This window comes from Leptospira neocaledonica (genome assembly GCF_002812205.1).
Taxonomy (GTDB): domain Bacteria; phylum Spirochaetota; class Leptospiria; order Leptospirales; family Leptospiraceae; genus Leptospira_B; species Leptospira_B neocaledonica.
The window spans coordinates 265,896-280,045 of record NZ_NPEA01000005.1; the positions used below are offsets into that span (position 1 = coordinate 265,896).

General features: G+C 40.6%; 8 protein-coding genes. 7 read left to right on the forward strand and 1 reads right to left on the reverse strand.

What is annotated here, in order from left to right; genetic code table 11:
• Positions 1 to 5: 5 nt before the first annotated feature.
• The 3 genes from flgE to CH365_RS10455 all read left to right on the forward strand — a co-directional run bounded on the left by flgE (position 6) and on the right by CH365_RS10455 (position 5,990).
• Positions 6 to 1,400, forward strand: a complete 1,395-nt coding sequence (gene flgE, locus CH365_RS10445) for a flagellar hook protein FlgE (protein ID WP_100768511.1) — start codon at positions 6 to 8, stop codon at positions 1,398 to 1,400.
• Positions 1,401 to 1,557: 157 nt separating this feature from the next.
• Positions 1,558 to 3,912, forward strand: coding sequence for a patatin-like phospholipase family protein (locus tag CH365_RS10450; RefSeq protein WP_100768512.1), 2,355 nt, complete (start codon positions 1,558 to 1,560; stop codon positions 3,910 to 3,912).
• Between the two features lie 95 nt (positions 3,913 to 4,007).
• Positions 4,008 to 5,990, forward strand: coding sequence for an HD domain-containing phosphohydrolase (locus CH365_RS10455; protein WP_100768513.1), 1,983 nt, complete (start codon positions 4,008 to 4,010; stop codon positions 5,988 to 5,990).
• A gap of 2 nt (positions 5,991 to 5,992) precedes the next feature.
• Here the strand turns inward: CH365_RS10455 and murD are convergent, their stop codons facing one another.
• Positions 5,993 to 7,342 (reverse strand): UDP-N-acetylmuramoyl-L-alanine--D-glutamate ligase, encoded by a 1,350-nt coding sequence (gene murD, locus CH365_RS10460; RefSeq protein WP_100768514.1) that lies wholly within the window; start codon positions 7,340 to 7,342, stop codon positions 5,993 to 5,995.
• A 73-nt stretch (positions 7,343 to 7,415) separates the two neighbouring features.
• Between murD and CH365_RS10465 the strand changes: the two genes are divergently transcribed.
• The 4 genes from CH365_RS10465 (at position 7,416) to CH365_RS10480 (ending at position 14,125) form a co-directional block, all read left to right on the forward strand.
• Complete coding sequence (locus tag CH365_RS10465) at positions 7,416 to 7,754, forward strand: STAS domain-containing protein (RefSeq protein WP_008596972.1); 339 nt, start codon at positions 7,416 to 7,418, stop codon at positions 7,752 to 7,754.
• Positions 7,755 to 7,757: 3 nt separating this feature from the next.
• Positions 7,758 to 8,510, forward strand: coding sequence for a beta/alpha barrel domain-containing protein (locus CH365_RS10470; RefSeq protein WP_100768515.1), 753 nt, complete (start codon positions 7,758 to 7,760; stop codon positions 8,508 to 8,510).
• Between the two features lie 475 nt (positions 8,511 to 8,985).
• Positions 8,986 to 10,056 (forward strand): TMEM43 family protein, encoded by a 1,071-nt coding sequence (locus tag CH365_RS10475; RefSeq protein ID WP_100768516.1) that lies wholly within the window; start codon positions 8,986 to 8,988, stop codon positions 10,054 to 10,056.
• A gap of 424 nt (positions 10,057 to 10,480) precedes the next feature.
• Positions 10,481 to 14,125, forward strand: coding sequence for a hypothetical protein (locus CH365_RS10480; RefSeq protein ID WP_208861196.1), 3,645 nt, complete (start codon positions 10,481 to 10,483; stop codon positions 14,123 to 14,125).
• Positions 14,126 to 14,150: the final 25 nt, after the last annotated feature.

Sequence of the window (14,150 nt, forward strand, 5' to 3'; positions counted from 1 at the left end):
GCGCCATGATGAGATCCCTTTATTCAGGAGTTTCCGGTTTAAAAAACCACCAAGTGCGGATGGACGTGATCGGTAACAATATTTCCAACGTGAACACCCACGGTTTTAAAACGGAACGTGTTACTTTCCAGGACATGATCTCCCAGGAGTTGAGAGGAGCTTCCGAGCCTAAGGAAAACATTGGTGGGGTGAACCCTCAACAAGTTGGTCTCGGAGCATTGATCGCTGCAATCGATAAGATCATGACCCAAGGTGCTTTACAAACAACCGGTAAGAATACGGACGTTGCGATTTCCGGAGAAGGTTTCTTTATCGTGAAAGATGGGGACAAACAATTCTATACCAGAGCCGGTGCCTTTAACTTAGACAAGAATGGCTATTATGTAAACCCTGCAAACGGTTTGAAAGTCCAAGGTTGGAATTCTCGCTTAGATGAGAAAGGGAATAAATATATAAACTCTTCCGCTTCGATCGAAGATATTATCATTCCGGTATATTCTAAAGAACCTGCAAGAGCTACTTCCAAAGTGGATTTCAGATCCAACTTGAATTCTTCCGTGCAAGCAGTTCCGCCTGACGCTACTCCAGAAGAGATCACCGCTATGATCAACGATCCGGACCCTAAGGCAAGAAGGGGACATGTAACTACTATCAAAGTTTTTGATGACCAAGGTGCTGAAAGAGAATTTAAAATGGAATTCTATAAAGTTCGCGAAAACACTTGGAAGGCCAGAACGTCTTTAACTGACGCCACTCAACTTTCGGTGGATGTTGCTGCTACAGGTGGACAGAACACTCAAATGCCTGGACTTACCGAGCTTGAGTTCGGATTCACTCCTGACGGTAAGATCGTTTATGTTTCCGACGGAACAGATGTGATGAACACCGGAAAATTGAATGCAAAAGTTTCCTTTAAACTTCCTGGCAATCCTCAGACCCAAAGTTTTGATTTATCTTTAGGTGAAGCTGGAATGGTAGACGGAATCACTCAGTTCTCTTCCGACTTTACTACTAAAGCTGTAAAACAAGACGGATATACCATGGGATATTTGGAGTCCTTCTCCATTGATAATTCCGGAACAGTAACAGGTGTTTATTCCAACGGGATCAAACAACCATTAGCAAGAATTGCAACAGCAGTTTTCAATAACCCTGCCGGTTTGGATAAAGCTGGAGATACAATGTTCGCATTCTCCAATAACTCAGGAGAACCATTGATCGGCGAGGCCGGTATCGCAGGTAGAGGAAAGATCAACGCTGGTCTATTAGAAATGTCGAATGTGGATCTTTCCGATCAGTTTACTGATATGATCGTAACTCAGAGAGGTTTCCAGGCAAACTCCAGAACGATCACGACCACAGACCAAATGTTACAGGAAGTCCTGGGTCTCAAACGTTAATCGTTAACTTAGATCTCCTATTCATTTTGTTTGCGCCCTTAGGATTTTTTCCTTTGGGCGTTTTTCTTTTGTGAGCCGTATAAGAGTATATTTCCGATTGCAGTATCTATTTCTTCTACTTAGTTTGTTTTTTTAGCTTATACCAGAGAATAACGCAGTGAGAGAAAAAAAGAAAAAAGTCGGAACAAAAAACAAATCCGAAGCAAAGAATAATAGGTTTGGATCTATATTTTCATCTAACCAGGAATTGTTCCGGGATTGGGATCCGGTAGAAACTTCTTCTTTTACAGGACTTTTCGAATATAAATCTATAAGCTCTGGCACAGTTTTAATTGCCTCAGAAAAATCTTCTGCTTGGTTTTATTTTCTTTTAGAAGGCAAATGTGAGGAATTTACTAAGGCTTCCTCCGGAGAAGAGCTAATGGTCCGAAGCCTGGGGCCTGGTTCTCATTTTGGAGAAGCAGGATTTTTCCATTGGAAAGAAGGTAAGTTTGGAGTAAGAACTGAAACTGACTCCAAACTTTTAAGGATTAGTACTAAGAACTGGCATAAATGGGAAATTGAACATCCAGAAACTTCTAAACGTTGGAAGGAAAGATTAGAGACCAAAAGATTTTTTAGGATGGCTTCTTATGAACCAAGTCATAAGGAACTTCTCGGATTTATTTCTAATCTAGAATTATTATTTCATATAGATCGAAGAAAAATAGGGGAACTGACTCCTTATTTGAGATGGTTGTATGTTCCAGGCGGAGAAAGATTGATGCTCCAGGGAGAACCTGGAAATTCACTTTTTATAATATTGTCCGGAAGATTTAGATACAGTGTTTCTGATGACCAAGGAAATATTACTGGCGAAGGAGAATTTGCAAAGGGAGATATCATTGGTGAGATGTCTTTGCTCACAGGTGAGCCTCGTTCTGCTTCAGTGTATGCAGTACGTTCCTCTCAGGTAATACAAATTTCTAGAAATGGATTCCGGAAATTTATCTCTGAATCGCCAGAGGCTTTATTTCATGTGACAGAAACAATCGCCAGAAGATTGGGACAAAAAAACAAAGAATCTTCTCGCTTTGGTCGAAAAGTTCATACGATTGCATTAGTTCCTGTCACAGAAGGTTTTCCTCTTAAACATTTTTCAAGTGAACTTTCCAAATCCTTAAAATCGTTCGGTTCTGCACTCCCGGTAAACGAGGAAAAACTTTCTAAGTTTTTAAAAGACAGAAAGACACTTCAAAAAAACGGAATGCGATTTGGAATTCCAGATATTCTATCTTGGTTTGCTGGACTGGAGAAGGAATACGATAACGTTGTATTCGAAGTGGGACCTTCTGGAGATCCACTTTGGACGGAAGCGAGTCTTAGGCAGGCAGATCGTATCCTTCTTCTCGCCGAAACTGGAAGACCAATATTAAAAAATTCTTATTCTTGGAATTTGATCCAAGGAGAAAGTTTGGGAGAAACCACGAAAGAATCTGTAATTTATTTGGAAGATTCTTATAGTCGTTGGGAAGAATTGGAAAATACTCTTCATGAATTGCCAGGCCAAAAACTTATCTTGAGAAAGAATAGAGCCGGAGAATTTGATCGCATCGCAAGAAGATTAGAAAGTAGATCCGTTGGAGTTGCTCTTTCAGGCGGAGGAGCAAAAGGTTTTGCACATTTAGGGTTACTCAGATCTTTAACAGAAGCGGGAATACCAATTGATCTGATCGGAGGAACTAGCTCAGGCTCTATCATGGCCGGATTATTTGCGATGGGATATGGATTTGACGAATCTCTCCGATTGATCAAAGAAGTTTGGATAGAAGCAAAACTTACGAGGGATTATACTCTTCCGTTCGTTTCTATTTTGAGAGGAGCAAGATATTCCAGAGCTATCAAAGAATTTTTCGGGAATAGAAAAATAGAAACTCTATTGATCCCCTTTTTAGCTGTGGCATGCGATCTTACAAATTCAAAACCGAAAGTATTCGAAGAAGGAGAAGTTTGGAAAGCAATCAGAGCCAGTACTTCTATCCCTGGGATTTTTCCTCCGTTTTATACTGACGGCTCCTTGTATGTGGATGGAGGACTTTGGGATAATCTTCCTGGTACTTTGGTGAGAAGAAAGGGAGCTGATGTTTTAGTCTCCGTTGATTTAGGAGCAGGGTCTCAGCCAAATAAGGATCAGACTTACGGATTACTCGTTGAGTCAAGATTCCCTGGAGAAGGGCCTTCTGCCTTAAAACTTTTGGGAAATCAGTTTATGAAAAAGGAAGATAGATATTCCTTCCCTCATATAGGTGAGTTATTTATGAGATCCATGCTATTATCCAGTCGAAATAATCTTCTTAAAACAAAAGAAAATTCTGATATATTCGTCGAATTACCAGTGAGAGATTTTTCTACATTCGATTGGGATGAATACAAAAGATTATATGAAATAGGATACGAGCATTCTCAAAAATTCGTAAAGGATTGGTCCAAGATCATTAAAGATAAAGTATATTCCGAAAGAAAGACGAATTAAGCCAAACGGCCGTTTTTCGAAGGATGTCCAAGGCGAAAACTTGAAAAAAACTCCTTTTCACGATTTTAAAAGATGCTTAGGATGGGATAATCAGGATGGAATCCAAGTTTAAGCAATATATCGTAACGGATTCCGCAACTCTTGCCGGAAGACTTTCGATCCTCCGCACCAAGATCCAGGCAGAATTGATCGATCTAAACGATTTTTTCGAGTCTGCAGAGATCAGGGATACTCCACAATTTGTTAATACTCTCTTTTATATTTCCTCCAAAGCATTAGAATCAGAGCATATTAAGATCAGAGAACAGCTAAAGAATAATCCCCTGATCTTGGCCAGGTTCATCTTGAATGCGGACCTAGGTTATGAAGGTTATAAAAATACCGAAATCGAAGACGATCTGATTTTTGGAATATTGCCCGAGATCACAACTGATCTTCATCTTTCTAAAACGTTCGCAAACGGTTTTTTACATCTGCATATGATTACGGATCAGTTTGATCTTTTACATAAGATTAATACTGCAAAATACGAGATCAATCGTTTGACTAGGATCGGTATCAGTTTAGCGAACGAAAAAGATTTTGATAAACTTTTAAGAGAAATTTTATATAGTGCGAGAGAGATCTGTAATGCGGACTCCGGTTCTTTGTATCTGGTGGAACAAGACGATATCGGATTTGTTCGAAATTTACGTTTTAAAATTTCAGCATTGAGTATAGATACAGAAGAGTTTATTCTTCCTATTAATAAGTCCAGTATCGCAGGTTATGTTGCAGAAACCGGTAAAGTCCTAAATATTCAGGACGTATATGATCTGCCGGAGAACGCAGAATTTTCCTTCAATCGTAACTTCGATATATTATCAAATTACCATACAAAGTCTATGCTCGTTGTTCCTATGAAAGGTCATAGGGGGGATGTGGTGGGCGTTCTTCAGCTCATCAATCGCAAACGAAATTTTAATCAAAAATTAACTGTGGAACAAATGAAAGGGGAAGAGATCCAACCTTTCGACGATTATTCCGCTCAATTGGTGTTAGGAGTTGCAGGACAAGCTGCAGTCGCTATCCAAAACAATTATTTATTAAGAGAGATCGAAACATTATTCGAAGGCTTTGTGACTGCGTCAGTAAATGCGATTGAAGCGAGGGACCCAACCACAAGCGGTCACTCTTTTCGAGTCGCGCTATTGACTGTAGGACTTGCAGAAACCTTAGATCGGGCGGATTCCGGAAAATATAAAGACACAAAATTTTCTAAAGAACAGATTAAAGAAATCAGATATGCTTCCTTACTTCACGATTTCGGAAAAGTTGGAGTAAGAGAAAAGGTTTTGGTCAAGGCCAAAAAATTAGAAGATCTGGAGATCGGTCTGATCGATTGGAGATTTCGATATTTAAAGAAAGATTTCGAATCCAAATTGAACTTAAGAAAAGTAGAATATTTGAAGAAACATGGACCTACAGGATATTCCGATTTCGAAAAAGCGATAGAGTTTGAGTTTAATGAAGAATGTAAAAGACTCACCTCCATGTTCCAGATCATCAGCCAGAGTAATGAACCTTCTATCTTGGAAGAAGCAAATTCTCAGTTTTTAGAAGAGATTGCTAAAATGCAATACATCACTACAGAAGGAGAGAATCTGGATCTGATCTCTGCTTACGAGTTTGGGTTTTTAACCATCAAAAAAGGTTCTTTGGATTTCGAAGAAAGAAAGGAAATCGAATCCCATGTGGAGCATACATTCCAATTTTTGAGTAAGATCCCTTGGACAAATGATCTAAAAATGGTGCCAACCATAGCCCATGCTCACCACGAAAAATTAAATGGAACAGGATATCCAAGAGGACTTTCCGGTGAAGATATCCCGGTCCAATCTAGGATCATGACCATCTCAGATATATTCGATGCGCTGACCGACCAGGATCGACCATATAAAAAAGCGGTTCCTGTAGATAGAGCCTTGGACATTTTAGAAATGGAAGCCAAAGAAAATCATTTGGATGGGGATCTATTAAAAGTATTCGTGGAATCCAAGGTTTGGGAGAAACTAAACCACCAAGGACATATTAAATAAATCTAAGGTTCCTCTCTGGTCCAATCGGAGACAAGTTTCAAGAAATGTTCTCCTCTTTCCTCAAAGTTCTTATATAGATCAAAACTTGCACAAGCAGGCGAAAACACTACCGACGTAACTCTTGCTATTCCGGAGCGCACTGCGTTTTTGATCTGCGCAAAACCTTCTTCCAAATTATCTGCTAAGATTAAATGAGAGCCCAAGATAGGGGATATTACCGGGGCCCAGGTTTCCCTTGCTTCTCCGATCAATAAAACCCAACCGATACCAGAAGCCAAAAATTCTTTTAAAGGTTCCAAAGGTTCCGCTTTGGGTCTTCCTCCTAAAATCAAGAAGGTGGCTTTTTTGTCCTTCCAAGTGCTTAAACCAGCAAGCATACTATGAAGGTTCGTAGATTTTGAATCGTTGATAAAAGAAATACCCGCCGCTTTACCTGCATACTGGAAACGATGAGGGAGACCTTTAAAAGTCCCGATCAGTCCTTGAATATTTTCCGGTTTCGCACCGATCGCTTCTGCGGCTAAGATAGAAGCAGCCAGGTTATCTAAATTATGGCCTCCAGGAAGAGGAAAATTTTTGGCATCGTAAATGGCTTTTGCAGTTTTGATCGTTCTCTCTTCTTCCGAGATGATTGCGTCGTTTCCCGCTTCTCTACCGAAGATTGAAATTTTGCAAGACCATCCTAATTTTTGGATCCTTTCTTTAAAAAGTTTGGAGCTAGTCACTAGAGTATGGCGTGGATTAGAATGGTCCACAATCCTAGTCTTGGCTTCGAAATAATTGTCCAAACTTTTATGTCTTTCCAGGTGATCTGAGGCAAGATTTAATATTATAGATACATTAAGTTCTAATGGACCGGAATCTTCCAATTGATAGCTAGAAAGTTCCAGGACGGAAAGTGGAACCGGTTTTAGGCAAAAATCGCTGAACGCTAAACCGATATTACCTCCTGCAGTAGCTCCTGGAAAATCGGAAGAAACCAAATGAGTAGTGAGGGAAGTGGTGGTGGACTTTCCATCCGTACCGGTCACTCCGATCAATTTTCCGGAATAGAATGCTCTTGCCAATTCCACCTCGGAAACAACTGGGATTGCGAGAGAGTGTGCCTGTAAAATTACTGGATGGGTAGGAGAAATTCCCGGACTTTTTACGATGAGAGCGATTGGAAGAAGGTCCGCTAAAATTACATCTTCGCCTACGAATGTTACATTCAAATCTGGAAGAGCTTCCGAATTACAAAGAACAGCATTCGCTTGTCTCTCTTTCAAAAGTCGGAGAGCCGCCATTCCGGAAACTCCCCCGCCGAGAACCAGGACTCTTTGACCTAATAGGGAGGTAGGAAAATTCTTCATCGTGGGGAACTTGGTTGACAGGCTATTTTTCGCACCGAGAATTGTCTCTAATTTATCGCTAGGGTAGGTTCCTTTGCTCGATCACAAGGTACAGGATGGAGTTCTTATAGTTTACCTCAAGGGACGTTTGGACGTTTCTATCGCAAACGAGGTGGAAGAAAATCTGAACGATCTAATCGATAACCAAGGACATACCAGGGTTATTTTGAACATGCAAGATGTGGACTATATGTCTTCGTCCGGATTTAGAGCATGTATTTCCACACTCAGAAAATTGAACGCAAAAGAAGGCGGTCTCAAAATCTGCGGGATCAAACCAGCGGTGAAAAGAATTTTCGATGTGATCGAACTTACCTCTCTATTTGATATCCGAGAAACGGAAGACGAGGCACTTCGAACTTTTCGCGCATAACCGATGATGGCATTACATCGGGTTCTCCAAGAAATCGTAGAAAATAAAAAAAGGGAAATTGAAACGATTCCCGAATATAGTCCTTCCCCATATGCGGGGACCGGATTATGGCAATCTCTACGTTCTCGCAAATTTTCAATCATTTCGGAATGTAAAAAAATGAGCCCTTCTTCCGGAATCATCCGGCAAGAATACGATGCAGTCTCCATTGCAAAAACCTATTCTGAATGCGGAGCAACTGCGATCTCCGTACTCACAGACAAAAAATATTTTGGCGGATCCCTTGAAGATCTAAAGAATGTTTCTTCTCAGGTGAATATACCTATATTAAGAAAAGATTTTATACTAGATGCAAAGCAGGTGGCAGAAGCAAGGGAATTTGGAGCAGCTGCAATTCTACTTATAGTTCGTATACTTACACCTGAAAAACTTGCTGAACTCATCAAAGAAGCAAAAAAATATAATATGGATGTTCTCACAGAGATCCATACGGAAGAAGAAGCGACTATTGCTGCCAAGGCAGGTGCAAATATAGTCGGTATCAATACTCGAGACTTGGATGATTTTTCAATCCATCAGGAACTGGTTCCTAAGGTAGCATCCAAACTTTCTCCCAATATTGTGAAAGTAGGAGAGTCTGGGGTGAAGAGTAAGGCTGACCTGGATGAGTTCCGTTCCCATGTAGATGCGGCGCTGATCGGTACTTACTTCATGGAAAAGTCTGATATCCGCAAAGCCTGGCTGGAATTATTCTAGAATCTTTGAAGTTATTGAGTCCATTCTAAAAATTCCAAACGACTTCCCAATTAGATAGGATCTAATCCAAGAATTTCGAAAGTAATGCTGGAACTCCAACGTGTGATAAAGGGCGCCCCCACCCTGGTTTGGGTGGGGAGGCGGGCCTTGTGGGAGAACGAGATTTTCCTCTATCAGAAGATTCTAAAATAAGCAATGAGAAATCTTCGGCGGCAGTTTGTGGGAACTGGAGTAATTCACGGGATCTTTACACCTTGGATTAGAATTGACCTTTCGATTTTTTAGGCCTTTCGCAGGATCTAAAACGGCTTCTAAAAAATTTGTGGACTAAGCGATTTAATGCTCATTTTGTAAAACGTACGTTTTGTGAAGGAACCAACGGACTTTTAGGTTGGAAAAAAGATATTGCCTACCGAATTGTGTGGAATGTAAAATGCCCTTTCGTCTTTTTTAAGGCCAGTTGGGAGGTTTTTTCATGGCGTTTGAAGATTCAGGGGAAAGTTCGAGCATATTCGGATCCATCGGTGATTCGTTCAAAGGAATGTTGGCAGGGGTAGTACTCTTTCCACTTTCATTATATTTGATATTTCAAGTAGAAACTTGCGAGCAAGCAAGTGCCGCTCTCAAAGGTGCGTTACCTGCTGCCCAAGCAAAACCGGGAATTGCTTCATATATTACCGGTAAATTGAGCGCTGATACACTTGGAGGAGAATTCGTAAAACCTGGAAAATATATTTCCTATTCTCAATCTTCCGAAGTATATGCTTGGGAAGAAACCAGCAAAGAAGACTCTAAAACCAAAAAGACGGTCTACGATTGTGAATTGGATTGGATCTCTTCTCCCAAAAATCCTAGAAATTTCAAAGATCCTGCATGTAAGTCCAAACCTTTCTACCAGGCGACTGTGGATGATAAGAGTTCTGTTGCTTCTGACGCGAAAGTGAAAGCCGAAGATGGTAAAACATATAGCGTGAATTTGACCAAAGTAGACCTAACTTCTGCAGTACCTTCTGTAAGTCCTGGATCAGGAGAATTGTCGAAAGGAATTGCCGAAGGAGATTATATCTATTTATCGCAAAAATGCGCGAGCGACCAAACCGAAGGTTGTGAAAGAATCAGCGTATCTTTAGTCCCGGTTCCGGAAGAAAATATGACTTTCGTAGGGGCTGTGAGCGGAGGCTCCATCGGAGAGTTTACTAGCGAAGAAGGTAATAAATTTCTGAATGCCTCCGTAGGCGATTTCCAAACCACTATGAAGGACATCCAAAGTGATGATAATACGGCAAAATGGCTGATGAGACTTGGTTGTTTCATTGCAATGTGGGTGAGTTTTAACCTTCTTGCGGGACCATTACTTTCTCTCTTAAGTTTTGTTCCTTTTGTGGGAGAATTGGGGAAGGCAGCTCTTTCCATAGTGTTTGGAGTCGTGGCTTTCGTGATTACTGCTGTTACCATTCTTCTTGTGAAGTTCTGGTATATCTGGCTGATATTAGGATTGGCAGCAATTGGTTACGCTATCTACAAAAGGAAAGCGGCAACAGCTTAGTTCCATATCCAAAATGTAATAAAGAAAAGGCCGAGAGTTTTCTCGGCCTTTTTTATTTTTAGCGGCTTCTGAAATTACCTTCTGTCAATAAAAACTTTCCAAAAAGTAAACGTGCGTTTATTCGAAACCTTGATTAAATCATGCTTTAGAACATGATTTTAAGTGAAATTAGGAGAAAATAAGAGACGTATAAGACAGTTAAAAATAACGTACGTTATCCTAAAAACTACCAATTATAGTGAAAAAAGTCCTTGTCTATACCGTTATAGTATGTACAAGTATAGCGATCGATACACGATTAGAACAGTTGATATAAAAAAAGATTGAAGATTTTTTAGACTTACGGTATAAATAGAAGCCGTTCTGGTTCCGAAAAATAACAACTGTTCAAAAAAGCGAACACGGACCCAGAGAGGTTTAAGGGATGAAAATGCGGCCAATAGGGGAATTTACAGGGGCGAATATTAGCCTCCTGGATTTTAAGAAAAATATAATTTTCATTTCTCTTATATTGTTATTATCCGGTGCCTGCTCTCATGCCGGAACTGATAAGAACGGAATTTCCCAATTTTCAGACAACACCGACGATTACAAAGGTGTTTCTTTATTCAGTTTTTTGAATCCTTATCCCGTGGTGAAGAGCTTTTTCACCAATATGGACCCAGTTGGCTTTAATGAAGCCTTAGGGGATGCACTCTCCCAAGCTCCAAGAACGGATAATTTAGGCACAATTCGCGCCTTAGAATCCGCTATGTTGCAGAGTCGGACTGCCGTTCAAACTCTTTCTTTGGGTCTTGCAGACATGATCGAAAAGATGCAAACTTCGAATCCTGCGGCATATTCTTCTATCCAGCCCGTTTTTGAAAAGATCCGTCATTATAAAAAACCTGTAGTTCGTAATTTGATGCCGCTTGGCGCGAACCAACTTCTGATCGAGTACAATACTAAAACTGCAAATCAAGTCGCTACTTCTATTCACGATACTGCAGATCTTTTGGTAGATCCGGATACTGTAGATACTCTTCATGATATAGAAGATTTTCTTTATAAAGGATTACGTAAAAATACTACGTTCCGCACAGGAGTCGAGAGTCTGTTGGGTGGCTTTTTTGCTCCTTCTCTGCTTACAGATCGCACCTTAAAAGAAGGTTTTATCTCTCTTATTTACGATTTCGGCGAGATGATGTATAAGGCTGCCGGGTTTGAGGACCAAATGACTCCTCAAACCTCATTTAAGAATTTTATAATAAACTCAGAAAACTTTTTCACTGCAAATACTACATCTCCTGTAGAGCTCAGCGCCAACGAATATTCTACGAATGCTGCTTACAATTCTCCGGGTGGTATTTTGAAACCTGCTGAATTGAGAACAATGCTGCGTGACCTTTTCGTAACGATTAAGGGGTTAATTTTTGCTCAGGGGGATGTAACTGTAAACGTTCTGAAAGAGACCGCTAAAAATGCTTACTTGCTGGATTTTATGCGGAATTCTTCCGGTTCCAGCCAAACATTTAAGGATCTTCTGCAATTAGATGGTGATGGAAGAAATCGCCAAACGGATGTGGAAAGCCGTCCTCTTTCTTCTTTGGAAACCCTCTTCATAGTTCTGACTCTTGCTGATAATTATGGTTATAGATGGAATCCGGCTCAAACCACTCATAATGCTTTAACCGACGCGGCTCCCTTCACGACTGGAGGTGAGCTAACCCTAGGTGATGCAATGTTCAGTATGGGATCCGTGATCGGTTCCGGTGATTCATTCAATTTTAAGAATATTACCGAATTAAGTCGCACTAGTTCCAAGGTATTTAGGGATGGTTCGGTATATAAAATAGGTTTTAATACTAGAGTTCTTTCCATTTTAGAGGCTGTTTCTCGTGGAGAAACTCAACAAATTACGGATCCTGCTGCCGAAGCTACATTTGATAAATTATACAATAAGACTGTTCCATGGATGCTGGATTGGATTGTTAAGGTTACCTTAGAAGGTTACGGTCCTTATTATAGCCAAACAGATAGTGGGGGACAGCCGATTGCTCCTAACGGCGATCCGTTACAATATCAACCTAGTTGGAATACTTCCAAATACTATGTTCAAATCGATCCAGGTACAGGTGGAGAAAGACGTATTTATCTTGGAGGAGTGGATCAAACTGCTGCTTCTGCCGTATTAACCAATAAAGGATTCTATTCAATTACTGAAACTGCTCCGGCGCCCATTCCTGTGGCAAGTGCAGAAGAAGCATTTTACAAAAATCTACAATGGCTTCTATACGAAAAAAGATTCGTAGCAGTTCTTCCTGTGAGAGCTAAGTTAGCCGCAACAGTTACTTACCAAGAGGCATTATTCATCACCGCGATCGGAAACGGGATCATGGGAATGATGAACCTGAGCCCTAATTGTGGTCCTTTAAAAGATGATTGTACAAACTTTAATGGGTTTTGGCAGAAAAAAGGAACCCCTATCAAGTCCTTTGACTCTGGAACCCAAGCCGGACCTTGGGTAGTTCAGGATACGAATTTTCAAGATCTATCTAATGAACCAGGAGATTCGGTTTTCTTAGTAGAAGGTTGGGGATATGGTTTAGCAGGGAATGAAGGTTTCCAAGTGACTGCGGTATATTCCGCATTATTCCCTCTTTTGATTCCGGATCCAACCACTGTATATGGTATGATCCCTCCTGTAGTATCTCAAAATGCAGGTGTGATCAAACAACTTGGTTTCTTAGGAACTACGGATACTCCTGCTTCTCAAGTAAACACGAACTGGAATAAAAGAAATCGTCTGACTCCCTTTATCGTGGCGTTGGCGAAAGCTTTAGGTGACGATGCAAAAAGCGACGCGAATCCGTTACATCCAAGAAACCCATACAAATTATTTACCGGTCTCGCTGAAATTTTCTCCCGTCCGTACGTTTATTATGGTCCGGACCAAACTTATGGACCTAACGGTGTATACGACTCCAATGTAAGTCCAATCCAAGGAACTGGAATTTCTTCTCCGGGACCTTCTTTTATTCAAATTAGAACTGTAGGAATTGCCTCAGGTTTGCGAAATCCGAAAGCTACTCCTGTAGAATACAAAGCTTCTAAGAATTACAGAACTTTATTAAGCGTTTTGATAGAAGGAACTTCTACACCTACAAGCACAGACCGAAATCGTATGACGGATGGTCCTCTAGATCTATTAAGTAAAACTGATATTCTTTCCGGATTGATCAAGTTTACTACGAATCTAGGAGATCCTGCGAAATCGGATGCAAGAGACAAAGTGATGGATGGTCTATCCGGGATTTTGAATCAAACAAAACTTTGGTCAGATTGTGGTGGAGAAGCGAATTTCCAAACAAATTGTCCGAACCAGTTTGCAATCGACGAAGGAATTGATTGGTTAGTCTTCCGAATCGCGGATAAATACGACGATCGCCCACGTAATGATCTGTATGATCCTGCTTGGGTGAAAATAGATGATCTGGTAAGAAGAATTCGGGATTACGTTTCCAGATCTTCCGGTTGGTCTTTAGTGAAGTCCTTGGATTTCTTATTGGATCTCTTGTTGGATATCCAACTCACTGCAGGTGAGATTTCGAATACTTTGGATCTTATTTCTTCTCTCTTCTATGTGGGGGATGACATTGATCCGAATAATACTGCTCTAGACACAAGGACTTATACTCTTTCCGATATTTTGACAACAAGTCTTCCTCCTGTTCTGGATTCTATGGCTCCATATGGAAGGAACCTGTATGCTACAGGTTACCAATTAGGTAAACCTGGAAGTTTCTTCAGTTTCTTGGAGAAGAATGCAAGCATGTCTTCTACTTACAGTGTAGAAGAACTATTCGAAAATACTAAAGTACTTCTGAGATCCGATATGATCCAAACTTCTCTTATGGATAACAGGGCGTTTCTGTATTCCGCAGGAACTCTGATTGGATTATTCGGAGATATTTATGAAAGAGGTCGTCGTTTCTCCGGGGCCGATGCCTTCTTCTATGATAATTGGAATGATGGACAGCCCACTTCGACATACTGGGACGATCTGAATGCGATATTCTCACTTAGATGAAAAATAGATATATAACGGGACTACC